Annotated in this window: 21 protein-coding genes and 2 tRNA genes; 6 read left to right on the top strand and 17 right to left on the bottom strand. The window is 71.1% G+C overall.

From position 1 onward, the window contains the following. Positions 1 to 192 precede the first annotated feature (192 nt). Positions 193 to 1848, top strand: a complete 1656-nt coding sequence (locus ABZ484_RS08780; RefSeq protein WP_358865173.1) for a hypothetical protein — start codon at positions 193 to 195, stop codon at positions 1846 to 1848. A 48-nt stretch (positions 1849 to 1896) separates the two neighbouring features. Here the strand turns inward: ABZ484_RS08780 and ABZ484_RS08775 are convergent, their stop codons facing one another. The 4 genes from ABZ484_RS08775 to ABZ484_RS08760 form a co-directional block, all read right to left on the bottom strand. Then, on the bottom strand, positions 1897 to 2445 hold the full coding sequence (locus tag ABZ484_RS08775; RefSeq protein ID WP_030166387.1) for an HIT domain-containing protein: 549 nt from the start codon (positions 2443 to 2445) through the stop codon (positions 1897 to 1899). Positions 2446 to 2549: 104 nt separating this feature from the next. Beyond that, positions 2550 to 4526 carry a threonine--tRNA ligase gene (gene thrS, locus ABZ484_RS08770; RefSeq protein ID WP_358865172.1) on the bottom strand — a complete coding sequence of 659 codons (1977 nt, stop codon included), beginning with the start codon at positions 4524 to 4526 and terminating at the stop codon, positions 2550 to 2552. Between the two features lie 649 nt (positions 4527 to 5175). Then, entirely contained in the window at positions 5176 to 6405 is a 1230-nt protein-coding gene (locus ABZ484_RS08765) for a hypothetical protein (RefSeq protein ID WP_358865171.1), read from the bottom strand. Further along, complete coding sequence (locus ABZ484_RS08760; protein WP_358865170.1) at positions 6402 to 6968, bottom strand: DUF4365 domain-containing protein; 567 nt, start codon at positions 6966 to 6968, stop codon at positions 6402 to 6404. The genes ABZ484_RS08765 and ABZ484_RS08760 overlap by 4 nt, the downstream gene beginning before the upstream one ends. A gap of 197 nt (positions 6969 to 7165) precedes the next feature. On the opposite strand from ABZ484_RS08760, the gene ABZ484_RS08755 reads away from it, so the two are divergent. Together ABZ484_RS08755 and ABZ484_RS08750 are read left to right on the top strand one after the other, a co-directional pair. Continuing rightward, complete coding sequence (locus ABZ484_RS08755) at positions 7166 to 7894, top strand: 3'-5' exonuclease (RefSeq protein ID WP_358865169.1); 729 nt, start codon at positions 7166 to 7168, stop codon at positions 7892 to 7894. A 251-nt stretch (positions 7895 to 8145) separates the two neighbouring features. After that, the gene (locus tag ABZ484_RS08750) at positions 8146 to 10293 is read left to right on the top strand and encodes a cellulose binding domain-containing protein (RefSeq protein ID WP_358865168.1); all 2148 of its coding nucleotides are present in this window, start codon (positions 8146 to 8148) and stop codon (positions 10291 to 10293) included. An 88-nt stretch (positions 10294 to 10381) separates the two neighbouring features. Here ABZ484_RS08750 and ABZ484_RS08745 read toward each other — a convergent pair. The 9 genes from ABZ484_RS08745 to ABZ484_RS08705 form a co-directional block, all read right to left on the bottom strand. After that, positions 10382 to 10453 (bottom strand) — tRNA-Val (locus tag ABZ484_RS08745). A gap of 39 nt (positions 10454 to 10492) precedes the next feature. Continuing rightward, positions 10493 to 10939, bottom strand: a complete 447-nt coding sequence (locus ABZ484_RS08740; protein ID WP_358865167.1) for an SRPBCC family protein — start codon at positions 10937 to 10939, stop codon at positions 10493 to 10495. A gap of 176 nt (positions 10940 to 11115) precedes the next feature. Continuing rightward, positions 11116 to 13851, bottom strand: a complete 2736-nt coding sequence (locus ABZ484_RS08735) for a Tat pathway signal sequence domain protein (protein ID WP_358865166.1) — start codon at positions 13849 to 13851, stop codon at positions 11116 to 11118. Between the two features lie 100 nt (positions 13852 to 13951). Then, positions 13952 to 14542, bottom strand: coding sequence for a hypothetical protein (locus ABZ484_RS08730; protein ID WP_358865165.1), 591 nt, complete (start codon positions 14540 to 14542; stop codon positions 13952 to 13954). A gap of 11 nt (positions 14543 to 14553) precedes the next feature. After that, on the bottom strand, positions 14554 to 15435 hold the full coding sequence (locus ABZ484_RS08725) for a carbohydrate ABC transporter permease (RefSeq protein WP_358865164.1): 882 nt from the start codon (positions 15433 to 15435) through the stop codon (positions 14554 to 14556). Continuing rightward, the gene (locus tag ABZ484_RS08720; protein ID WP_358865163.1) at positions 15432 to 16391 is read right to left on the bottom strand and encodes a sugar ABC transporter permease; all 960 of its coding nucleotides are present in this window, start codon (positions 16389 to 16391) and stop codon (positions 15432 to 15434) included. Before ABZ484_RS08720 ends, ABZ484_RS08725 begins: the two co-directional genes overlap by 4 nt. An 11-nt stretch (positions 16392 to 16402) precedes the next feature. Next, complete coding sequence (locus tag ABZ484_RS08715; protein ID WP_358865162.1) at positions 16403 to 17566, bottom strand: extracellular solute-binding protein; 1164 nt, start codon at positions 17564 to 17566, stop codon at positions 16403 to 16405. A gap of 644 nt (positions 17567 to 18210) precedes the next feature. Then, positions 18211 to 18282, bottom strand: a tRNA-Val gene (locus ABZ484_RS08710). A 66-nt stretch (positions 18283 to 18348) separates the two neighbouring features. Next, positions 18349 to 18813 (bottom strand): TIGR02611 family protein, encoded by a 465-nt coding sequence (locus ABZ484_RS08705; RefSeq protein ID WP_358865161.1) that lies wholly within the window; start codon positions 18811 to 18813, stop codon positions 18349 to 18351. 199 nt (positions 18814 to 19012) lie between these two features. On the opposite strand from ABZ484_RS08705, the gene ABZ484_RS08700 reads away from it, so the two are divergent. Together ABZ484_RS08700 and ABZ484_RS08695 are read left to right on the top strand one after the other, a co-directional pair. Beyond that, complete coding sequence (locus ABZ484_RS08700) at positions 19013 to 19426, top strand: SsgA family sporulation/cell division regulator (protein ID WP_004002642.1); 414 nt, start codon at positions 19013 to 19015, stop codon at positions 19424 to 19426. Between the two features lie 228 nt (positions 19427 to 19654). Further along, the gene (locus tag ABZ484_RS08695) at positions 19655 to 20215 is read left to right on the top strand and encodes a CGNR zinc finger domain-containing protein (RefSeq protein WP_358865160.1); all 561 of its coding nucleotides are present in this window, start codon (positions 19655 to 19657) and stop codon (positions 20213 to 20215) included. A gap of 67 nt (positions 20216 to 20282) precedes the next feature. Here ABZ484_RS08695 and ABZ484_RS08690 read toward each other — a convergent pair whose 3' ends face one another. Together ABZ484_RS08690 and ABZ484_RS08685 are read right to left on the bottom strand one after the other, a co-directional pair. Then, a complete protein-coding gene (locus tag ABZ484_RS08690; RefSeq protein WP_189898003.1) occupies positions 20283 to 20435 on the bottom strand; it encodes a hypothetical protein in 153 nt (50 codons plus the stop codon). Between the two features lie 197 nt (positions 20436 to 20632). Next, complete coding sequence (locus ABZ484_RS08685) at positions 20633 to 21085, bottom strand: hypothetical protein (RefSeq protein ID WP_358865159.1); 453 nt, start codon at positions 21083 to 21085, stop codon at positions 20633 to 20635. Between the two features lie 317 nt (positions 21086 to 21402). Between ABZ484_RS08685 and ABZ484_RS08680 the strand changes: the two genes are divergently transcribed. Further along, the gene (locus ABZ484_RS08680; protein WP_358865158.1) at positions 21403 to 21930 is read left to right on the top strand and encodes a DsbA family protein; all 528 of its coding nucleotides are present in this window, start codon (positions 21403 to 21405) and stop codon (positions 21928 to 21930) included. Positions 21931 to 22121: 191 nt separating this feature from the next. Here the strand turns inward: ABZ484_RS08680 and ABZ484_RS08675 are convergent, their stop codons facing one another. Together ABZ484_RS08675 and ABZ484_RS08670 are read right to left on the bottom strand one after the other, a co-directional pair. Continuing rightward, the gene (locus ABZ484_RS08675; RefSeq protein WP_358865157.1) at positions 22122 to 22946 is read right to left on the bottom strand and encodes a GNAT family N-acetyltransferase; all 825 of its coding nucleotides are present in this window, start codon (positions 22944 to 22946) and stop codon (positions 22122 to 22124) included. Positions 22947 to 23019: 73 nt separating this feature from the next. Continuing rightward, a complete protein-coding gene (locus tag ABZ484_RS08670) occupies positions 23020 to 23841 on the bottom strand; it encodes an aminodeoxychorismate lyase (protein ID WP_358865156.1) in 822 nt (273 codons plus the stop codon). Between the last annotated feature and the right edge of the window lie 25 nt (positions 23842 to 23866).

The following is a 23866-nucleotide window of genomic DNA, read 5'->3' as shown; positions in this document are numbered from 1 at the left end:
CCGCCTTGATGCCGCCGAGGTAGGTGTAGACGACGGTGATCAGGGTGAGCACGAACATGCCGGATCAGGGAGCGGTGGCTGGCACCGCGAGCCCGGCATGATCGGCGAGACACCCCCTAGGGCCCGCTTGATTCCCGGCGGGAATTGTCGGACGGGCCGTGGGTGCGGACGCGGCGGCAGTGGGGGCGGTCAGTGACGGACGGATTCGATTTCAGTCCCGGGGCACAGGTGCCCCTGTCGGGCACGGCGGGGCAGACGGCGGCGACCTACGCGCTGGCCGCGGCCGCGTACCGGGACGACGAGGTGGCCCGGATCAAGGAAGCCGACAACGAATGGCACCAGTCCGAGGTCAAGCCCCCGCGCCCGTGGGCGAAGATCTTCCGCCCGCTGCTCGGAGAGGCCTACTCCCGCGCGGTGATCGACCGCATGCTGGGTGCTGGGCGCAAGCCGCTCATCCAGTCCTTCGGCCTGGAGCCCCAGGTCGTCGTCGAGCACTGCCTGGCGGCCCACCGCATCCGCCGTGAGCGCGACAACTGGCTCACCGCGGTGACCGTGCTGTGCGGGGTGCTGTTCCTGCCCGGATTCCTGGTGTGGTTGCTGGTGTTCACGCTGCGCACCACCATGAGCAGGCGGGAGGACAAGCGCGCCGGCCTGCTCGCCACGCTCGTGCTGGTCGCCGTGGGCGCGCTCGCCGTGCTGTTCCTGATCAGGCTGCCGTTCCACGGCTTCTGGGGGTGGTACGCGCGCGCGGCGGTCGTCATGCCGGTCGTCGGCTGGTTCTGGGCCCGGCAGATCTGCGAGCGCACCGCGCGGGACCTGCGGGGGCGCTGGGAGAGCCTGCTGTCGGGCGGCGGCGTGGGCGCCAAGATCCCCGAGGCGGTGCCCGGGAACCCCGGCGACGCGGCCGAGCAGGTCCGCAAGGAGCTGGCCCGGCTCAGCGCCGAGCAGCGGTCCAACTCGGTCTTCTACGCCGGTCCCAAGGGCATACTCGGCATGGGCACCCGGTGGGGCAGCTGGCAGCTGGCCGAGGACCTGGTCTCGGCGGAGCCGGGCAAGGACTTCCACCCCTTCCGCAGCTGGGACGTGATCACCGCGATCCAGGGCGGGCTGGCCATGCTGGAGCGCACCCCGATCAACACCGGCGGCTTCCCCAAGCCGTCCATCACGCACTGGATCGTCACACCCGTCGGGGAGAAGGCCAAGGAGGTCTCCCGGCCCAGCGGCACGGACGTGGAGGCGTACACGATCCGGACCCACGCCATACAGGACATCTGCAACAAGCAGCAGTTCGGCAGCGGCGACCGGCACTACCTCGGCGTGCAGTGGACCCTGTGGGACGGCCACCTGGTGATCACCATGCTGATCACCGTGACGGTGCTGCACGACACCCTGCGCATCGAGGTCACCGGGCACGCCCTGGGTCCGCTCAACCCCTTGTTCAACGAGAAGCCCGCGGCCAAGGAGAAGGAGGTGCCCAAGCCGTTCCGCTTCTGGGAGACCCGCAAGGTGAAGCTGCCCCTGGTCGACACCGACGAGGTGGTACGCCTCGCCGCCCGCGCGCCCCTGACCTGGTACCCGCCGCTGCTCAACTGGCTCGGCGGCAGTCTGACCCTGCCCGAGCCGTTCGGCCTGCGGCACGCCTGGGCGGACCAGCCCTGGCGCCACCGGTTCATGGCCGACGACGCGCTGCGCGCCGCCACTCCCGTGCTGCGGGTGGTGCACGCGGCGGCGCTCAGGACCCTCAGGGAGAACGGCGTGGACGTGGAGAAGTTCGGCACCCGATCGTCCGTCCTCAGCGGGAATGTGCAGGACGTGATCCCGAAGAAGGCGGACGTGTACGACGCGTGATGCCTCCGGCGGTCAGGGCGACGCGACGGAAGCAGGCGTCGCCCCGGCTCACGCCGTCGGCCAGGCCTCCGCCAGCATCTTCCTGGTGTCGGCCAGCAGCTGCGGCAGCACCTTGGTGTGACCGACGACCGGCATGAAGTTCGTGTCGCCGCCCCAGCGGGGCACGATGTGCTGGTGCAGATGGGCCGCGATGCCGGCACCGGCGACCGTGCCCTGGTTCATGCCGATGTTGAAGCCGTGCGCGCCCGAGGCGGTGCGCAGGGCCCGCATGGCCTGCTTGGTCAGCTCCGCCAGCTCGGCGGTCTCCGCCTCGGTCAGGTCGGTGTAGTCGGCGACGTGCCGGTACGGCACGGTCATCAGGTGGCCGCCGTTGTACGGGTACAGGTTGAGCACCGCGTACACCTGCTCGCCGCGCCTGACGATCAGACCGTCCTCGTCGGACTTGGCCGGTATGGCGCAGAAGGGGCAGCCGTCTCCGGCCCCGGGGCCGCTCGGCTTGTTCTCGCCCTGGATGTAGGCCATCCGGTGGGGCGTCCACAGGCGCTGGAACGCGTCCTGCGTACCCACTCCGATCTGCTGCTCCGGCTCACGCGTCATGCGTGCAGCATATGGCGTCGGGCCCGGGCCCAGGGCAAGGCCCCCGGTGAGGCAGATCACCGGGGGCCGGGCCGTACGGCCGCCGTGGCCGCCGCCGTCGCCGATCAGACCTGAACGCGGTCCTCGACGACCTTCACGATCTTCGCGATGGCCTCGTCGATCGGGATGCCGTTCTCCTGGGAGCCGTCGCGGTAGCGGAAGGAGACGGCGTTGTTCGCCATGTCCTCGTCGCCCGCGATGACCATGAAGGGGACCTTCTGCTTCTGGGCGTTGCGGATCTTCTTCTGCATCCGGTCCGAGGAGGAGTCCACCTCGACGCGCAGGCCCTTCTTCTTCGCCTCCGCGGCGAACTTCTCCAGGTACTCCACGTGCGCGTCACCGATCGGGATGCCGATCGCCTGCACCGGGGCCAGCCACGCCGGGAACGCGCCGGCGTAGTGCTCGAGCAGTACGGCGAAGAACCGCTCGATGGACCCGAACAGCGCGCGGTGGATCATGACCGGACGCTGCTTGGAGCCGTCGGCGGCCGTGTACTCCAGGTCGAAGCGCTCCGGCAGGTTGAAGTCGAGCTGGATCGTCGACATCTGCCAGGTGCGGCCGATGGCGTCCTTGGCCTGGACGGAGATCTTCGGGCCGTAGAAGGCGGCGCCGCCCGGGTCCGGGACCAGCGGCAGGCCCTGCTTCTCGGCGACCTGACGGAGGGTCTCGGTGGCCTCCTCCCAGGCCTCGTCGGAACCGACGAACTTCTCCGGGTCCTTGGTGGACAGCTCCAGGTAGAAGTCGGTCAGACCGTAGTCACGCAGCAGGTTCAGCACGAAGGTGAGCGTCTTGTCGAGCTCGTCGGCCATCTGCTCACGGGTGCAGTAGATGTGCGCGTCGTCCTGGGTGAAGCCGCGGGCACGGGTCAGGCCGTGCACGACGCCCGACTTCTCGTACCGGTACACGGTCCCGAACTCGAACAGGCGCAGCGGCAGTTCGCGGTAGGAGCGGCCGCGCGCGTCGAAGATCAGGTTGTGCATCGGGCAGTTCATGGGCTTGAGGTAGTAGTCCACGCCCTCGTCGAGCTGCATGGGCGGGTACATGCCGTCGGCGTACCAGTCCAGGTGGCCCGAGGTCTCGAAGAGCTTCCCCTTCGTCGCGTGCGGGGTGTAGACGAACTCGTAGCCCTCCTCCTCGTGGCGGCGCCGCGAGTAGTCCTCCATGACCCGGCGGACGATGCCGCCCTTGGGGTGGAAGACGGCGAGGCCGGAGCCGATCTGCTCGGGGATGGAGAACAGGTCGAGGTCGTGGCCCAGCTTGCGGTGGTCGCGCTTCTCGGCTTCGACGAGGAAGTCCAGGTACTGCTTCAGCTCGTCCTTGGACGGCCAGGCGGTGCCGTAGATGCGCTGGAGCATCGGGTTCTTCTCGCTGCCGCGCCAGTAGGCGCCCGCGTTGCGCATCAGCTTGAACGCCGGGATCAGGCGGGTGGAGGGCAGGTGGGGACCGCGGCAGAGGTCCTTCCAGCACAGCTCGCCGGTCTTGGCGTCCAGGTTGTCGTAGATCGTCAGCTCGCCGGCGCCGACCTCGACGTCCGCGCCGTCCTCGGCGGAGGCCGAGCCCTTGAGGCCGATCAGCTCCAGCTTGTACGGCTCGTTCGCCAGCTCCTCGCGGGCCTGCTCGTCGGTGACCACGCGGCGGGAGAACCTCTGCCCCCGCTTCTGGATCTCCTGCATCTTCTTCTCGATGGCCTTGAGGTCATCGGGGTGGAAGGGCTTGTCGACGTCGAAGTCGTAGTAGAAGCCGTCCTTGACGGGCGGGCCGATGCCCAGCTTGGCCTCGGGGAAGAGCTCCTGCACGGCCTGCGCCATGACGTGCGCGGTGGAGTGGCGCAGGATGTTCAGGCCGTCCTCGGAGGAGATCTCGACGCCCTCGACGGTCTCGCCGTCCTTGACCTCGTGGGCGAGGTCCTTCAGCTCGCCCCCGACACGGGCGGCGATGATCGAGCGCTCGCCGGCGAAGAGGTCGGCGGCCGTAGTGCCCGTCGTCACCGTGCGCTCTTCCCGCTCGGAATCGCGTTGGATGATCACACGGACGTCTGACACCGGTCTCTCCTGACTGCAGGCGGGGTGCGGCGCCATACCGGGAGCGCGCGCAATAAGCGATCGTACCGACCCCACCCCGCCAACCGCGAAACGGTCTCCCCGCCCCGTCGCTCAGTCGCGGTCTCCGCCGCGCGCCCGGTGCCACCCGGCCGCTGCCCGGTCCCCCGGGCCCTCGGCCCTCGCCCGCACGTGCTCCACCGGCCCGCGCTCGGCTCTTCCCGGTCTCAGCCGGGAGCCGCCCGGCCGGCGCGCACACCACTCCCAGGGCCTTTCGTTTGGATCAGGCCGGATCAGGGAGCGGGGTCTGGTGCCGTGGCTCGCAAGGCGGAGGAGGACGTCATGCCGGAGCCATGGCAACCGACGACAGCGAGGCGAGGCGCGGTGACAGGGCCCGCGAGCCCGGCGTGATCCGAACGGAAGGCCCTGGCCCCGCCCCGATGCCACCCCGGCCGCCGCCCGGCCCTCCCAACCGCGACTCAGCCGCAGCCCGTGCCCGATCCACCGGCCCACGCCCTGCCCTCCCCGCCTGCGCCCGGAGCCGCCCGGCCCTCCCCCGCCTGCGCCCGGAGCCGCCCGGCCGGCGCGCCCGGCACCGCACGCTCCCGCCCTGTCCTCCGCCGGCCCGCGCCCCGTCTCCCCGCCCCGCCGCTCAGTCGCGGTCCTCCGGGTCTCCCGGCTCGCCGAAGAAGTCGGTGTCGTCCGTGGCCTCCTGGAGGGACTTCATCAGGCGGTCGCGTTCCTCGTCGTCCACCTGGACCGGGGCGACCTCGCAGGCACCGGTGAGGCGGCGGAAGCCGCCTCGGCTCTCGAGCCGGCCGAGCACGCGGACCGGCAGGCCGACCAGGTGGGCGTGGCCGGCGATGCGGTAGTCCTCCTCCTCCAGGGCCACGCGGACGTAGGGCACCTCGGCGCCGGAGATCACCCGGAGTCGTACGGTGCCCTCGCCGTGCGGCTGCGACCGGCGCAGGCGGACCACGGTGCCGGTGATCCGGACGGGCACGGACGGCTCCGCGCGCAGATAGCGGGCGCCGGCCTCGCGCAGCACGGGCAGGTCCCCGGGCGAGAACTCGACGCTCCCGGCGGCGCAGTCCGCGGGAACGCCGGCGGCGAGCGCCCAGTCGACCGTGATCCTGGCTCCCTCGGTGCCGCGCACCAACGCGACCAGGGCCTCGGTGAGCTCGCGGCTGGCACCGGCCCGTACGGCGCCGTCGAAGGCGTCCAGGGCGCCGGTGGCGCGCCGGTAGTCGACGGCCTCGCGCACGGCGTACAGGGCCTGGTGGAGCCGTACGGCGAGCGGCCTGGCCGGGGCGACCGGGACGAAGGCGGTCAGGCTGTGGCCGCCGGCCGCGGAACCGACGAGGACGTGGTCCAGGGAGGCGGCGGCGGAGCGCCGGTGCCGGGCGCCGTGGTAGCCGGCCCGGGCCCGTGTGGCGAGCGCCGCGGCCAGCAGCATCTGCCGGGCGGCGCCGCGCAGCCGCTCCTCGACGGTCCAGGGCGCGGTCCCCGCCGGGCCGCCCGGGACGTCCCGCCACCAGTGGATCTCGTCGCTCGGCACGGCGAGCGCGACCAGCACCGCGTGGGCGGACGGCGTGCCGCTGCGGGCCAGGGCGTCGAGTGCCTCGCCGAGCAGGTCGTCGCTGTCGGGGAAGGCGCGGCTGACGGGCACCAGCAGGCTCGTACCGGCGCCGCCCGGTCCCGGCGGGGTCCAGCGGCCGTAGCGTCCGGCGGCTCCGCCGCGCCGCTGCCAGCCGTGCCGCAGCAGCAGGGCGGCGAGCACGGCGGGGTCGACGTCGGCGGGCCGGGGAGGGCGGTCCCAGGGGGCGTCGACGGGGTGCGGGCGCACCGGGCGCAGCGGCTCGTCGAGGGGGCGGTGCGTCATGGTCTGCCTCCGGTCCCGACCCGCGTCATGATCTCGCACAGGGCCCGGTCGTCGAAGATCCGCGAGGTCGGTATGCGCACGGTGGTGCGGTGCCGTCCGGTGATGGGATGGCCGGCCAGGTTGACCCAGTAGCAGCAGTGCCTGAGGTCGAGCCGGTCGTGTCCGGCCCGCAGCCACTGGTCCTGGGAACGCGGCACGATCATCACGACCAGGATCTTGTGCACGGACACCGGGGTGCGGGCGAGCTTGGCGAGGTGGTCGTTGTCGAGGGTGAAGGAGAAGAAACGTCCCGGCGGCTGGGGTGGCACCTGGTACGTGCACTTCAGCTGCACCTTGATGGTCACCTCGTCGTCGACGGTGTGACCGGGGGCGCTGTGGCTGATGTGCCAGTCGATGCCGTTGTCCGGGAAGGGCTGCGACAGCGAGCACCCGGCGGCCGCGGCGACCGCGTGCAGATACCCCACCTGCAGTGTCTCCATGCAGGCGGTGGTGGCGAGTGCGCCGCGCAGGGTGCCCGCACGCTCGGGCAGCAGCCCGCCCCGCTCGGGCTGCGCAACCGTCATGACCAAACAGCCTTCCGCGCCAAGTGAATTGCCGGGTGATTCCTGGTTCCCCGCATCCCCGCTGCGGGTCCGTGAACTGCAAAGACCCGTACTCCTGTTGTCTCCTTCCGGCGTACGGCGCAAACGGCCCGGGTATCACCAAACGGGCAGAAGACGGGACGTCAGCTGCCGCGGGTGAGCGAGGAGTTGTGGTCGACATGACGTGCTGCTGGTACGAGGGGCCGCTGGCCGCCTTCGACACCGAGACCACGGGCGTCGACGTCGAGACCGACCGGATCGTGTCGGCCGCCGTCGTCGTCCAGGACGCCCCGGGCGCCCGGCCGCGGAAGGCCCGCTGGCTGGTGAACCCGGGGGTGCCGGTGCCCGAGGCGGCGACGGCGGTGCACGGGCTGACGGAGGACCATCTGCACCGCAACGGGCGCTGGCCGGCCCCGGTGATGTACGAGATAGCCGAGGAGCTGGCGGAGCAGGCCGCGCTGGGCCGCCCGCTGGTGGTGATGAACGCGCCGTTCGATCTGACGCTGCTGGACCGGGAGTTGCGCCGCCACCGGGCCTCCTCGCTGGACCGCTGGTTCGAGGCGTCACCGCTGTGCGTGCTGGATCCGCGGGTGCTGGACAAGCATCTGGACCGCTATCGCAAGGGCCGGCGCACCCTCACCGATCTGTGCGCGCACTACGAGGTCGAGCTGGCCGACGCGCACGACGCGGCGGCGGACGCGCTGGCCGCCCTCGAGGTCGTCCGCGCCCTCGGCCGCCGCTTCGCGGCCCGCCTGGACCGCCTGACCCCCGCCGAACTGCACACCCTACAGACCGGTTGGCACGCGGCACAGGCCCGCGGCCTCCAGGCCTGGTTCGCGCGCAGCGGCACGGAGGAGACGGTGGACCCGTCGTGGCCCCTGCGCCCGGAGTTTCCCGCCGCGGCCTGACACGGCCGCCCGCCCGTGCGCCCGACGGTCTCCGGTGGGCGCACCGGCGCGAGTCCCGTGGAACACCAGTGCCGCCTGTTGCCACGGTTGTGCTCCCGCACGCTTATTGACAGCCGACAGTACCGGCTCGTAACAATATGGGAGCGCTCCCACGATCGGTCGGGCCTCCCTCACCTCCTCCCACCGTGGATCACGGCGCCCGCACGCATCACGTCCCGCCTCGACCCACCGCGACGAAGGTGAGAACCGCCGTGCACGTTGCCGAACCGCACCTCCCCCCACCGCCCGGCCGATGGGCCCTGACACCGCCGCGCGGACCGAGATCCGCGCGCCGGGCCCTCGCGGCAGCGGCGGCGACCGCCGCGCTGCTCGCGGGCACCGGCCTCGTCCCGGCCGCCGCGGCCGACACGTCCGCCGCCGCCGGCACGTCCACCGCGACCGGCACGTCCGACGCGGTCGACGTCACCGTCAACGCCGGGCAGGGGCTCGGCACCATCCCGGACACCGCCTACGGGCTCAACAGCGCGATCTGGGACGCGCACATGAACACCGCCGACACCCAGGACCTGGTCAGGGCCGCCGGCATCGGCATGCTCCGCTATCCGGGCGGAAGCTACGGCGACATCTACCACTGGAAGACACACACCGCGCCCGGCGGCTACGTCGCACCGGGCACCGACTTCGACTCCTTCATGGGCACCGTCCGTACGGTGGGCGCCCAGCCGATCCTCATCGCCAACTACGGCTCGGGCACACCCGAGGAGGCGGCCGACTGGGTGCGGTACGCCAACGTCACCAAGGACTACGGCGCCAAGTACTGGGAGGTCGGCAACGAGCTGTACGGCAACGGCCATTACGGCGCCGACTGGGAGACCGACGAGCACGCCGACTCCTCCCCCGCCGCCTACGCCCACGGGGTCGTCGACTACGTCTCCGCCATGAAGGCGGTGGACCCCACCATCAAGGTCGGCGCGGTGCTCACCACCCCCGGCAACTGGCCGGACGGTGTGATGGCGAACGGCGAGAGCGCCGACTGGAACCACACCGTCATCCCGATCGTGGCCGGCAAGGCCGACTTCGTCATCGTGCACTGGTACCCGGGCGGCTCGGACGCGGCAGGGATGCTCGGCACACCGTCCCAGCTCGCGGGCGAGTTGCAGCAACTGAGGGCGGAACTGGACGCGGCGGGCGCGGGCGACACCCCGATCGCACTGACCGAGACCAACTCCAACGTTCTGATGGACACCCAGCCCACCGCGCTGTTCGCCGCCGACACGTACTTCACGGCGCTGACCAACGGGGTGTTCACGGTGGACTGGTGGAACACCCACAACGGCCCCGGCGCCGTCTCCACCGCCCCCGACGGGGCCACCGACTACGGCGACATGGGGCTGCTGTCCAGCGGGGGCTGCACCGGCGACGTCTGCGAGCCGCCGGTCAACACCCCGTTCCCGCCGTACTACGCCCTGCAGATGCTGAGCCGGACCGGCCGGCCCGGTGACCAGCTGGTCAACGCGGGGTCCACGAGCGAACTGGTGTCCGCGCACGCGGTACGGCAGGCCGACGGCGACCTGAGCGTGCTGCTGATCAACAAGGACCCGTCGGCGGCGCACACCGTGGACCTGCACCTGAGCGGCTACACGGCGGACGGCTCCCCCGCCGACGTGGCGGTCTTCCGTGACCGGGCCTCGTCCATCGACACCGCCACCGGCGACGGCAGGGCCCAGACACTGCCGCCGTACTCGATCACCACCGTCACCCTGCACCCGAAGAGCGGCACCGCCTCCGCGCTGAGCGCGCCGGGCGCCCCGAAGGTCACCTCGGTCACGGACACCACGGCGACCCTGTCGTGGTCCCCGTCCACCGGCGGCACCCCCGTCCGGTACGAGGTCTACCGCCAGCAGGGCACCACCAGCGAACTGCTCACCGACACGACCTCCACCACGGCGACCGTGCGCAACCTGTCCCCGGGCGCCACGTACACGCTCGACGTGCTGGCCAGGGACGCCGACGGACGGCTGTCCCGGTCCTCGGCCCCGGTCACCGTGCGCACCACGTCACCCGCCGAGTCCACCTGCGCGGTGTCCTACCGGTTCATCGGGGGCTGGGGCAGCGGCTTCAACGCGGAGGTCACCGTCACCGACACCGGGCCGAACCCGATCGACGGCTGGACGCTGGCCTTCTCCTTCCCGGACAGCGGGGTCTCGGTGACGGGGTACTGGAACGCGAAGGTCACCCAGTCGGGCCGGAACGTGATCGCCACCCCCGAGTCGTACAACAGCGAGCTGGCCGCCGACGGCGGGAACTCGGTGTCGTTCGGCATCACCGGCGCCAACTCCGGCGCCTACTCGCCGCCGACGGTGTTCACGCTCAACGGCACGGTGTGCACCACGACCTGACCGGGCCGGCCGGGATCCGGGGCGGCCCGGATCCCGGCACCGGACGACAAAAGAGCCGGTCCGCATGGTGCGGACCGGCTCTTCCCGGTGGGCGATACTGGGTTCGAACCAGTGACCTCTTCGGTGTGAACGAAGCGCTCTCCCACTGAGCTAATCGCCCGGGAACGCACTGAACCATACAGGTCCCGGCGGCCTTCGTTCAAACCGCTTCGAGGTACGCCGCCAGCCCGCGCCGCCCGGCGCGCATCATCAGCCGGTGGTTGAGCCGGAAGATCGGGCGCCCCGGCACCGCGAACCGCCTGAGCAGGGGTTTGCGCACGTCGACCTCCTGGTCGTAGCGGGCGAGGGTGCCCGCGCCCCGCGCGGTGAGCGTCCAGCGGGCCCAGCCGTCGAGGTCCCCGCTCATCGTGGCCTCCAGCACTCCGGCGGCGGGGTCCCGGCGCGCCTGGTGTGCGGTGAAGGTCAGGTCGTACGGCAGGAGCGAGCGGATCCGGATCACACCGGTGGTGCCGTCGCTGCGACGCACCTCGCGCACCTGCCGCCACCAGCTCGGATAGTCCTCGACCCGCTCCAGCGCGCCGAACACGGCGGCAGGGGGTGCGGGCAGGGTCCACAGGCTGCGGAAGCGGTAGCGGGTCCGGTCCATGGCCGTCAGTCTGCCCGTCCCGGCCTTTCGCCTCCGCGTGATCTGAGTACGCGTACTCATGCCGTACGACGTGACGTGGGCCACACTGAGCGCGCGAGCGCCGCCGCCCGTGCGGCGGCGCTCCCCCGACACCGGCCAGGGCACCCCGCCGCCGACCAGGGCAACCTGTCGTCGGTCTAGGGCATCCTGTCGCCGAGCAGCGCCAGGTTCTCGATGGCCGCGAGGCCGTAGAGCGCGGTGTCGTTGCTGGACACCCAGGCGGCCTCGCTGCCTTCGACCAGGGTGGCCGGCCCCGTCAGCTTCTCGGTCCTCCACGGCGAGGACTCGGTGTAGCCGTCGGAGCCGTAGAACTTGGTCCAGGCGCGCTGGGCGAGCGCGGCGTCACCGGTCTGTACGGCGGCGTAGGCGTCGAGGCGCGAGTGGCCCTGGAAGAGCAGCAGGCTGCCGAAGTCCGAGCCGTAGCGGGCCTTCTGCTCGGCCTTGGTGGCGTTGAAGTAGCGGCAGTAGTCCAGGTAGGCCTCCTTGAACTCCGGCATGTCGACCAGGTGGATCAGTTCGGCGCACAGCTCGTTCAGGCCGAAGACCGCCGAGAGGTGGGACACGGAGACCACCGGCTGGTCGTCGACGGCGAACTCGCCGGTGTCGAGGTCGTACAGCCCGCTGCCCTGGACGAAGCCGTTGGGCTGGGCGGCGATGCCCTTCATGGTCGACAGCACGCGTGCCTTGGCCTTCTGCCATGCGGGCCCCTTGCGTTCCCACTCCGTGAGCCAGGCCGAGACCAGGCCGCTCCAGTCGGTGCCGAAGCCGATCGACAGGGCGTGCCGGTCGGGGGTGTAGGGGTCGGTGCGGACCTTGCGCTGGGGGTCGAGGACGAGGAAGGTCTCGTCGGAGTCGACGTTGGCGTGCATGAGGTCGCCGACGCGTTCGTCGGCGGTGAGGAAGTAGTAGAAGCGCCGGTAGGTGGTGTTGGCGATGCGCTGCTGTTTGGCGCTGTCGGCGTAGTGCTGGACGCCGTGCCGGGTGCCGAGGCCGGCCCACTTGCCGAGGTGGTAGACGTCGACCTCGCCGGTGTGCCGGGTGAGCGCCTCGGCGAAGCGGAAGAGGTCGGACCGGCCGCTTCTGAGGTACGCGTACCAGAGCCACAGGTCCGGCGAGAGCTCGGAGTTGTCCCAGGCGTAGCCGCCGACGTCGTAGCGCCACTGGTGGCGCACCGTGTCGTAGGTGTGCATGAAGTCGCCGTAGTCCCAGAAGCCGTACCAGCGGCGCATCTCCACCTGGTCCTTGTAGTAGGTGAAGAGGAAGTCGAGGTGGTCCTCGATCTTCGCCTTGGCCGGGGTGGAGCGGTCCGGTTCGGAGAACAGGCCCGGGCCGAAGACCTGGGCCTTGATCAGCTGCCTGGGCGGGGCGGCGAGCTGGGGCAGCACCCGTACCGCCTGGACCTGCCGGGCGAGGCTGTCGGCGTCGGGTGTGGAGTCGTCGGCCCAGAAGAGGAGTTCCGAGGTGCGGGCGATGCCGTAGGGGGTGCCGAACTCCGGTTCGTAGTCCTCGTAGGTGATGTTGAGGCCTTCGAGCTGCTCGGCGTAGGTGTCCTGGCCCATGCCGTCGTGGTAGAAGCGCAGGTCCATGGGCTGCGCCTCGGGCGACCAGAGCCAGAGGGTGACGGTGGCCTCGTCGGTGTGCGCGTCGCGGATGTCGAGCTGGGCGGGGAACTTCTCCCAGAAGTCGCGCAGCCCGAAGGAGAGGCCGCCGCTCGCCCCGCCGACGTACCCGAATCCGGAGGCCCGCCTGCCGCCGCCGGCCGCGATCCAGCCGTGGCCCTTCTTGGTGCGCTTGCGGACGGTGAAGCCGTCGGCGGAGAGCTGGGAGAGGGTGTAGTCGCCCCAGTGCGGGATGTACTGGAGGCGGGTGGTGACCCGCTGGTCCCAGGTGGACGGGTCGGGCAGCTTCCTGCCCTCGTACTGGGCCGACTGGACGGCCGCTCCCGGGTCGCGGCGCAGGCCGGTGATGCCCTGGACGGCCTCGCGGAGCAGACCGGTGCCCTCGCCGCCGATGCGGATGTGCCGGTCGTACGCCGCGTCGCGCATCGGCACGGTGAAGCGGACGCCGAGCCCGCGGACGAAGTCACCGCTCGCCCTGCCGGGTTCCTGGGTGCCGTCGTACGTGATGGTGTGCACCATGCGGAAGGAGTCGGCGCCGGCGTAGAAGTAGAGGCGGACGGAGAACGGCAGCAGGCCGCGGTCACCCCTGCGGTGCCTGCCGTCGATGCGGACGACGGCGCGGACCGGGCCGTCCTGTTCGACGGTGACCTGGTCGATCGCGCCGTCGAAGCGCTCGGTCTTCACCGTGCCCTGGTCCTCGTCCTCGATCTCGGGCTGGCGGACGAGGACGAGGCGCCCGTTCCTCGCGATCTCGGTGGAGCCGCGGGTGACGGACTTGATCAGCGTGGAACCGTTCTTGCCGATCCTCGCGGTGATGACGCCGGTGGAGACGTCGACGGTGCCGCCGCCGCTGTCGACGGTGACCTTCTTGTCGGGGACCGTGGGCGTGCCTGCGGCCAGGGTGAGCCTGCCGGTTCCCGAAGCGACCGCGTGGGCAGTCCACTTGAGGGAGCCGTCGGGCCAGTAGGCGAGCGGCCAGGTCTGTACGGGGACGTCCTTGCCGTCGGCGTCCGTGAGCGCGAAGGTCTGGTCCTCCTGGTGGACGCCCATCGGCCAGGGCACGCCGACCGTGGAGCCGGGCGCGGCGCCGAGGCCGCCGTCCTCCAGCCAGTCCAGGGTCACCGGGTCGGCGCCGCCGCCGGAGTCCGCGGGCGCGGCCTGCGCGTTCCGGGCGCCCAGCGCCCAGCTGAACTGAGCGGCGGCGCCGGCTGCGGCGGCCGCCTTGAGGAGAGACCTGCGGGGGATGGGAGACATGGCCTTCCTTCCGATGCATGGGTAGGCATGAGTAGTCAGGGGCATGACAATGAGGGGTGCGGCGCCCCGAGCGCCGACCCTGAACGCGGGCACCGCCGGCTCAGCGGCGCCGGTACCGCTCCTCCACGGCGACGGCCGCCGCCGCGACGGCTCCGAGCACGGGGACCGCCAGCGGGGCGATGAACAGGGCGGAACACACGGTGAGGACCGCTCCGCCGACCAGCAGGAAGGATCCGGCGGGGTCGCGCACGGTACGGCGCCCGGCCGCGCCGACCAGATCCCGCCAGCGCTCCCCCGGGGTCCAGACGGCCGCCGCGCGCAGTCCGGCCACGGCGAGCCCGATCAGCGCGAAGAGCCCGGCGGCCCCCATCAGCGGCCCGCCGGGCAGCCCGGCCCGTACGGCCTGGACGTCCACCCAGGCCAGCACCGCGACGACCCAGCCGGCCAGCCCGACCACCCAGCCTCCGCGCAGGGCGGCTCGGACGTCGCAGGCGAACTCCCGCAGGCCGCCGCCCTGATGCGCGGTGCGGCGGCGCAGATGCCGCGCGCCGGCGGCGAAGGCGGCCGGGTAGGTGATGACACCGAGAGAGGCCACCGCGATCCAGACACCGGTCAGCAGACACTCGGCGAAGACCCCGAAACGCTCGGCGAGCACGGATTCCCTGTGTGCCTTCACACGTGCTTCGGCCATGACCGGTCACCTCAGCCCTTCAGTCCGGAGGTCGCCATTCCGTCGATCAGGTAGCGCTGGAAGGCGAGGAAGAACAGCAGCACGGGCAGCAGCGCGACCAGGGACATGGCGATCATGCCGCCGTAGTTGGCGGCGACGCCGTCGGAGTCGCGGAACATCATCAGGCCGAGGGAGACGGTGTACTTGCCGGGCTCGTTGAGGTAGATCAGCGGGCCCATGAAGTCGTTCCAGGCGTTGATGAAGGTGAAGATCGCGCTGGTGATGAGCGCGGGCCGGCACAGGGGCAGCACGATCGACCAGTAGATCCTGAGGTGCCCGCAGCCGTCGATGCGGGCGGCCTCGTCCAGTTCGCGGGGCAGATTGCGCATGAACTGCACCATGAGGAAGACGAAGAAGGCCTCCGTGGCGAGGTACTTGCCGAGCAGCAGCGGCACATAGGTGTTGGTCAGCTCCAGCTTCTGGAACATCACGTACTGCGGGATCAGCAGCACGTGGTACGGCAGCAGGAGCGTGCCGATCATGAGCGAGAACAGCAGGTTGCGCCCGGCGAACCTGATGCGGGCGAAGGCGTACGCCGTCACCGAGGAGGAGATCAGGACGCCGACGACGGCACCGAGCGCGTAGAAGAGGGAGTTCTGGAAGAACGTCCAGATCGTGATGTCCGCTATGCCGTCGGCGAGGCCCTTGAAGTTGGACAGGATCGGGTGGGACGGGATCAGCGTGAGGCTGTTGATGATGTCCTTGCTCGGCTTGAACGAGGCGCCGATGACCCAGACGACCGGATAGAGGATGACGGCGAGGATCAGCAGGGCGCCGAGGTGCCAGGCGAGCGAGCCGGTCCGCTTGCGTCCCAGGCCGCCGCCGAGGGTCCTGGTGGGGGTGGTCGCGCTCATCGGGCGTCCTCCTCGTAGTGCACCCACTTCTTCTGGGACCAGAAGAGGACGGCCGTCACCAGGGCCACGGCGAGCAGCAGCATCCAGGCCATGGCGGCGGCGAAGCCCATCTGGGCGTTCCTGAAGCCCTGCTGGTACAGGTAGCAGGTGTAGACGAGAGTGGCGTCGGCCGGTCCGCAGTAGGTGTTGGAGACGACGTAGGCCGAGCCGAAGATCTGGAACGAGTGGATGGTCTCCAGCAGGACGTTGAAGAACAGCACCGGGGAGATCATCGGCAGGGTGATGTTCCAGAACTTCCGCAGCGGCCCGGCGCCGTCCATCTCGGCGGCCTCGTACAGCTCCCTGGGCACCTGCTTGAGGCCGGCCAGGAAGATGACCATGGGGGCGCCGAACTGCCAGACGGTCAGCGCGACCAGGCAGTACAGGATCCAGTCGGCGTTGCCGACCCAGCCGCCGACGTGCCAGCCGAGGAAGGTCTGGGTGCGGTCGACGATCGCGCCGTCGGAGAAGATCGAGCGCCAGACGAAGCCGACCGAGACGCTCGCGCCGATCAGCGAGGGGGCGTAGAAGGCGGCCCGGTAGAACGCCTGGCCGCGGCGGCTCTGGGCGAGCAGCAGGGCGACGCCGAGGGCGAGCAGCAGCTTCAGCGGGGTCCCGATGACGACGTACTTGGCCGTCACCTCCACCGACTTCTGCCAGCGCGGGTCGTCGAACATCCTGGTGAAGTTGTCGAGCCCGACCCACTTGGGCGTGTTGAACAGGTTGTAGTCGGTGAACGCGAAGTACAGCGAGGCCACCATCGGGCCCGCCGTCAGCAGCAGGAAGCCCGCGATCCACGGGGACATGAAGAGATAGCCGGCCAGGTTCTCGCGCCGGCGGCCCGGCCGCCCCGCGGTGGCGGTGGCGGCCGGGCGTGCCCCGCGCGAGGCGGGCACGGAGTCCTTGACGAGCGTCACGGCGCCTCCCGTCAGGCCTGGAAGGCGGCCTCGGACTCGGTGAAGAACTGCTTCACCGCGTCCGCGACCTTGGTCTTGCCCTGACCGAGGTCGCCTCCAATGCGCAGGAAGGCGGCCTCGACGGTGTCGGCACCGGAGGGGTGCGGGGTGATGGTGCCGAGCACGCTGGCCTTGGCGGTGTCGGCCTCGTACTGGGCTATCTCCTTGTTGACCTCGTCGGTGGGCTTGAAGGCGTCGTACTGGCCGGTGGTGGTGAGGATGCCCCGGTCGTAGCCCATGATCCTGCCGGCCTCGGGGTCGTGGACCATGAAGTCGATGAACTGGGCGACCTCCTTCGGGTGTGGGGTACGGGAGGAGGCACTGAGCATCAGGGAGGCGAGGTACTGGCCGGTGTGCTTGCCATCCGTGGTCGGGATGGGGGCGAGGCCGTAGGTGCTGTCGCCCTCCGCCTGGTAGCGGACGGTGAAGTTGTCCCAGGTGAACTCCGAGGCGCCGTGACCGGCGGAGAGCGAGGACTTGGGGTAGTCCTGGGCGACGACCTTCGGGTCGGTGACGAGGCCGGCCTTCACACGGTTGTAGCCGTCCTGCCACCACTCCGTCAGGTCGGCCTTGTCGAAGCCGAGTCCGTCCTTGGTGAAGAACGCCTTGCCGTTCTGGCGAAGGTAGAGGTCGTACAGGTACATGATGCTGAAGTAGCCGGTGTCCCCGGGGACCTTGGTCTTGTCGTGGATCGTCTTCAGAGCCTTGAAGAAGTCGTCCCAGGTCCAGCCGGAGTGCGGCTCCACGCCCGCCTTCTGCCAGACCTTCTTGTCGATCACCAGCGCCATGGTGTTGGAGCCGACCGGAACGCCCAGCTGCTTGCCGTCGACCTCGCCCACCTCGGTGACACCGGCACGGAAGTCGTCCAGCCTGAGATTGCCCGCCTGGATCTGCGGCTTCAGATCGAGCAGGACGCCCCTCTTGTCGTACTTCCGAAGAAAAGTGACGGCGTTTTGGAAAACGTCCGGGGGATTTCCGCCGGACGCCTGCGTCTGGAACTTCTCCCAGAAAGACTGGTAGGTCTGAAAGTCCGTCTTGACCTTGATCTTCGGGTACTTCTTCTCGAAGAGGGCGATGGTCCGGTTGATCCTCTTGGCGCGTTCCTCGGCGCCCCACCACGAGTAACGGATCGTCACCGTCCCGTTCCCGGAACCGCTTTCCCCGCCGCAACCGGTCGTGGCCCCGACCCCGAGCGCGGCCACCGAGGCCCCGGCCGCCTTCAGGATCGTTCGCCTCTCGAGATTCCTGCTGGTTCCCACAGTCGGGTCCTCCCGCAGCGTCGCCCATGTCGTGAATCGTTTCAAGTAAGCGCTTGCTGGCACAAGGTACGGAGGGGGCAGGGGTGCGTCAATGATTCCGGCAAGAATTTCTCGGGCGGGTGCCTCCGGGCGGCGGGGCGCGGTGGGGGCGGCGGGGCGCTGTGGGGGCGGTGCCGGCTCTGGGGCGGGAGGGGGCGGTGCGGCGGTCGCGATGGTTGCCCGGGTGTCTCGGTCGGGGGACCGGATGCCTCGGTCGGGAGCCCGGATGTCTCGGTCGGGAGCCGGCTGGCCGGCGACTCCCCGGCGGCTGGCCGGCGACTCGCCGGTGGCTCCGGGCGGATCCGCGGGTCCCGTGCGCGTCGGCTGCGAAACAGCCGGTCGGGGGGCGGTGACCTCGCATGTCGTGACCGGCGCGGAAGGGGCCCATGGCCCCCGCCTCCGGAGCCGGGCTGGGAGCGCGCTGTGGGCCCGCGTACGGCGACGGCCCGTCCGCTGGTCGCAGACGGGCCGTCGTGTCCGGGTGGGCGATACTGGGTTCGAACCAGTGACCTCTTCGGTGTGAACGAAGCGCTCTCCCACTGAGCTAATCGCCCGGGCGCAGGAAGAACATTACCGCAAGTCAGGGTATGCCCGGGACCAGAGGCCGCCCCGTGGGCCGGTCACTGGTCCCTGATGCTCCAGGGCATGACGAGGCCGAACTTCCAGATGTACACACCCAGCAGCGCGGCGATGATCACGAGGCCGAGCACCGTCAGGATGATGTTGCGGCGGCGCACCTTGGGATCGAGGGCCCGCTGGGCCGCCTCGGTGACCTTGCGCTTGGTCCAGCGGAGCACGAGTTGGGCCCACACGAACTCGGTCGCCCAGATCGCCATGCCACCGAAGATCACCACCCAGCCCGGACCGGGCAGCGGGAGCATCACGATGCCCGCGGCGACGACCGCGAGCCCGACGACGAAGACGCCGACCTGCCAGCTCACGTGCAGCACTCGCCGTGACCGGATGAACTCGGGCGCCCGCGAACCGAGCCCGCGCCGGTCCTCCCCCTCGCCCGCCTTCGGCTCCATCATCGCTCCGTCCGACGCCGCGGCAACTTCGTCCCGCCCGTCACTCCCCGTATTCATGTGTCTGAACCCTACCGGAGAGAAACCACAAATCGCGTCACCGGAATGGCCCCACCTGCCGCACGGGTTCTCGGCCGGAAGAGTTACGTAAAGCCAGGCAAAACACTCAGAGGGGTTTACAACGGCACCGTAGGTGGCATGTCGATTTCGCCGACGTGCGAATCCCCGAGCGCACACTGAGCGAAAGGCCCTGGCGCTTATGAACACCACGGTCAGCTGCGAGCTGCACCTGCGCCTCGTTGTGTCGAGCGAGTCCTCCCTGCCTGTCCCCGCAGGCCTGCGGTACGACACGGCCGACCCCTACGCCGTGCACGCCACCTTCCACACCGGAGCCGAGGAGACCGTCGAGTGGGTGTTCGCCCGCGACCTCCTCGCCGAGGGGCTTCACCGTCCCACTGGTACCGGCGACGTCCGTGTCTGGCCGTCGCGCAGTCATGGCCAGGGCGTCGTCTGCATCGCCCTGAGCTCCCCTGAGGGCGAGGCCCTGCTCGAGGCCCCTGCGCGGGCCCTGGAGTCCTTCCTGAAGCGAACGGACGCGGCCGTGCCCCCCGGCACGGAGCACCGGCACTTCGATCTGGATCAGGAGCTCTCGCACATCCTCGCGGAAAGTTAACCGGTAGGCCCTTCGGGGCCCCTTCGACTGCCCGTTGCCGTCCACTCGGGGAGACGGCTCGGGCCAGGACAACCGCATATGGGATGCACCGGCACCGGTTCCCCGCGGGGGCCGGTGCCGGTGTGCGCGTGTACGGGTCACCGGGCGCTGCTCGGGTGAGGGTGAAGCCACTACCATCGGCCTGCATCGGCGGGCATGCGCCCGATCCCCAGGCCTTGGGAGCGAAACGTGCTGATCACCCACGACACCCGGTGCGCGCTCGACACCGTGGTGGATCTGGTGAACACCGCACCGGAGGACGAGTCGGCGGCGGACGGGCTGGCGGACGTCGCGGCGCTCGGGGACTTCGTACGAAGCCACAAAATGAGCGATGTCGGGGTGCTGTCGGAGTTCGACCTGTCGGCGGTGCGCAGGATCCGCGGCCGGTTCGCGGGGATCTTCGCGGCGCCGGACTCCCGTACCGCGGCGGGGATGATCAACGAGCTGGTCGCCGCCGCGGGCACCACGCCCCGGCTGACGGACCACGACGGCTACGACTGGCACGTGCACTACTTCGCGCCCGGTGCCTCCGTCGCCGACCATCTGGCGGCGGACTGCGGCATGGCGCTCGCTTTCTTCGTGGTGGCCGGGGAGCAGGAGCGGCTGCGGCGCTGCGAGGCCCCCGACTGCCGTCGTGCCTTCGTCGACCTCTCCCGCAACCGCTCACGGCGGTACTGCGACAGCCGTACGTGCGGCAACAGGCTGCACGTGGCCGCGTACCGGGCGCGACGCAAGGAGTCGGCGGGCTGAGGCCGCCCCGGTCGTCGCGGTGGTGTCGTGGTCCCCGGCGGGTGGCGCCGAGGACCCACGGTACGGCTCACAGCAACAGCAGGTCGTGCAACGCAGCCATGAGCAGCAGACACCCGATCACCGCAAGGAAGATCATCAGCGGCGGCTGGGAAAGGGCGAAGAGGCACCCGCGCGGCTCGTCCTTCGGCGGCGCGGCCTCGCTCTGTGTCGTGTCCACCATCTCGCGGCGATGATGACGCAGCCGACGCCCGCAGCGCGATCAACACGCCTGGAATGTACGGGAGTTCGTCGGATTTCTCGATCTTCGCTTCGGATCGGCCCGGGTCCTGATCGTTTCCTGGGAGAAGCATGATCAGTAGGCCCGCGGGTGCCGGCTGCCGGGTGCCGGAGGCGCGGGTCAGCGCAGCCGGACTGCTGTCATATGCCGTGCTTCTTCAGGATGGCCTCGATGTCGCTGAAGTCGTCCTCGCCGCGGGAGGCGCCCTTCGCCGGGCGGGCGGCGGGACGGTCGGCCGGGCGGGTGGCGGGGCCCAGGGACGGTGCGGATGCCGCCGGGGCCACCGCGTCCCCCTGGGCGGCGCGGGCGGCCGCCCTGCGCTCCTTGCGGGTGCCGCCGCGTCGGCGCTCCACCCCGCGGGTCGTCGCGAAGAGCACCCAGGCGCAGCCGAGCAGGCCGAAGCCCGCCCACGCGGTGGGGCTGAAGGCGGTGTCGGCCAGCCAGCCGACGACGCCGGTCATCACCAGGCCGATCGGGACGAGGGAGTAGGCGGCGATACGGGTCGCCGCGAGGAAACGCTTGCGGTACGCCGTGACCGCGGCAATGCCCAGGCCGGCCGCGGAGACGGCGGAACAGACGGTCTCGGCAATCATCCGGTCCTCCAGGGCAGCGCTCACCGGTCGGGCAGTTCGTCCCTTCCATCCTGCACCGCCCACACCCCGCGAGGCCACGCTCCGGGCGGACATCAGGGACATCTCCGGGTCCCCTCCTCCCCAGGTACCCCCGGCAACCCGGCGAACAGGTCCCGCCCGGTGGCCAGGGGCCGCCGGTGGCCGGGGGGCCGCCGGTGGCCGGGGGCCGCGGGGGCCGGTGGCCGGTGGCCGGTGGCCGGATGAAAACCGGTGGCCGGGTGGCTGCCGGGGCACGGGTGGATTGGGTGCTGGGGTGGGGGGCTGGGAGACTGGGGGACATGAGCGACTCCTCCTCCGTGCCCGCCGTTCCCGTTCTCGACGTCTGGTGCGAGCTGCAGTGTCCGGACTGCCGCACCGCGCTGGACGATCTGCGCGCCCTGCGTTCCCGCTACGGCGACCGGCTGGAGCTGCGGCTGCGGCACTTCCCGCTGGAGAAGCACAAGCACGCCTTCGCGGCCGCGCAGGCCGCCGAGGAGGCCGCCGAGCAGGGGCGGCTGTGGCCGTACGTGGAGGCGGTGCTCGGCCGCGTCGAGGAGCTGGACCGCAAGGGCGAGCCGTTGCTCGTCGAGGTGGCCCGGGAACTGGGTCTCGACGCGGAGGAGTTCGACACCGCGCTCGTCGACGGACGGCACATCCTGATCGTCGACGCCGACCAGGCCGAGGGCAAGGCGATCGGCGTCACGGGCACGCCGACCTACGTCGTCGGCGGCGAGCGTCTGGACGGCGGCAAGAGCCAGGACGGCCTGCGCGCACGCATCGAGGAGATCGTGGACCGCCTGCTGGCCGAGGCCGAACGGCCGCACTGACCGACCGGGCCCGGCCCGGCGGGTCGGCGGGGACGAGCAGCCGAGCCGGTCCGGCCGAGGCGGGCCGGCCGAGGCGGGCCGGCCGGGGCGAGCAGCCGAGGCAGGCCGGCCTGAGCGAGCAGCCGAGGCAGGCCGGCCTGAGCGAGCAGCCGAGGCAGGCGGCCGGGGCGGACCTCCCCCTGTCGCGGGAGCTACAGGAGTTCCTTGTAGAGGCTGTAGAGCACCGGGCGGTAGCCGAGGGAGTCGTACAGGCGCTCCGCGGGGGTGTTGCCCGCGAAGACGTTGAGGCCCAGGACGCGCTTGCCCGCGGCCACCGCCTGCGCCTCGGCCAGGAGCATCAGGGAGCGGCCGTGCCCCCGCCCGCGGAAGCGTTCGTCGGCCTCCACGTCGTAGACGAAGGCCTTGTCGTCGCCGACGGCCAGCCACAGGGTGCCGACCGGGGTGCCCTCGTGCTCCAGGACGCTCAGCAGCATGCCGGGGGTCGCCGGCCCCTGGGGCAGCAGCCGGGCGTGGTCGGACTCCGACTTGGCCCATGCCTCGTCGGCGGGTACGCCGCGGTCGATCCAGCTCTGGGCGTACCCGGCCTTGCCGTGTTCCAGCCACGACCCGTACTCGGCCTCCGTCAGCGGCCTGCCGCGGCTGCCGGCCGGCAGCTCGGGCGCGGTGGTGCCGAGCTCCTTCTCCATGCCGCGGTTGCGCTGGACGTAGCCCAGGGACGTGACGAGCCGGACCGCGGCCTCCTCGGTCGCGGGCACGGCCGTCTCGATCCGCTTGCAGCCCCAGCCGCGCGCCACCTCCTCGGCGGCGAGCGCGGCCACCGTGCCCCGGCCCCGGCCCCGGTCGGGTTCGTCGATGCGCAGCTCCAGGATGCGGGCCACGGCCGGTCCGAAGACCGGGTGCGTCGAGAGATGGGTCACGCCGACGGGACGGCTGTTCACGCACACCTGGTAGCGGCGTGAACGTGTCCCGTCGGTGTGGTGCTGAAGCGGCTCGGTGGGCCGCAGGGTCGTGGTCATCAGGGTTGTTCTACCCGCGACCGGTCCCCGTGTCAGCCGCATTTCCGCGGCTTCGGCGGATCCCGGGGAGGGTCTACGGGTCCAGGTCGTGCCCCGAGCGTTCGTCGAAGACGCGCATGGCCTTGGCGGTCACCGGGCCCGCCGTGCCCGGCAGTTCGCGGTCGTCCACGCGGTGGACGGCCTGGACGTCGCGCAGCGTGGAGGTGAGGAAGACCTCCTCGGCCCGCTGAAGGACGTCCAGCGGCAGGTCGGTCTCCCTGGCGCCGGTCCACTCGATCGCGAGCTCGCGCGTGATGCCGGCGAGGCAGCCGGAGGCGAGCGGCGGGGTGTGGATCTCGCCGTCGAGGACGACGAAGACGTTGGAGCCGGTGCCCTCGCAGAGCTGCCCGACGGTGTTGCCGAAGAGGGCCTCCGAGGCGCCGTGTTGGTGGGCACGGGCGAGGGCGACGACGTTCTCGGCGTACGAGGTGGTCTTCAGGCCGGTGAGCGCGCCGCGCTCGTTGCGGGTCCACGGCACCGTGACGACCGCGGTGGAGTCGGGGCGGCGGGTGGTCTCGCCGAGGGCGACCACGAGGGTCGGGCCCTGGTCGCCGCGGTCGGAGCCGAGGGGGCCGTGGCCGCCGGTGTAGGTGATGCGCAGCCGGCCCAGCGGCATCGGGTTGGCCTCCAGGACGGCGGCGCAGGCGCGGCGCACCTCGTCGTGGTCGGGGTCGGGCAGCCCCAGGCCGCGCGCCGAGCGGCTCAGCCGGTTCAGGTGACGGGTGAGCGCGAACGGCTCTCCGTCGGCGGCCTTCACCGTCTCGAAAATCCCGTCGCCCACGGTCAGCCCGTGGTCGAGGACGGAGACGCGGGCGGACTCGATGTCCCGCAGCCCGCCGTCGAGCCAGATCTTCACTGGTCCCTACCTCACAAATCCGTAT

Origin of the sequence: Streptomyces sp. NPDC006393, from assembly GCF_040628575.1 — a bacterium.
Classification (GTDB): domain Bacteria; phylum Actinomycetota; class Actinomycetes; order Streptomycetales; family Streptomycetaceae; genus Streptomyces.
The sequence above is the reverse complement of the archived record's forward strand: the minus strand, read 5'-3'. Positions and strand labels throughout refer to the sequence as shown.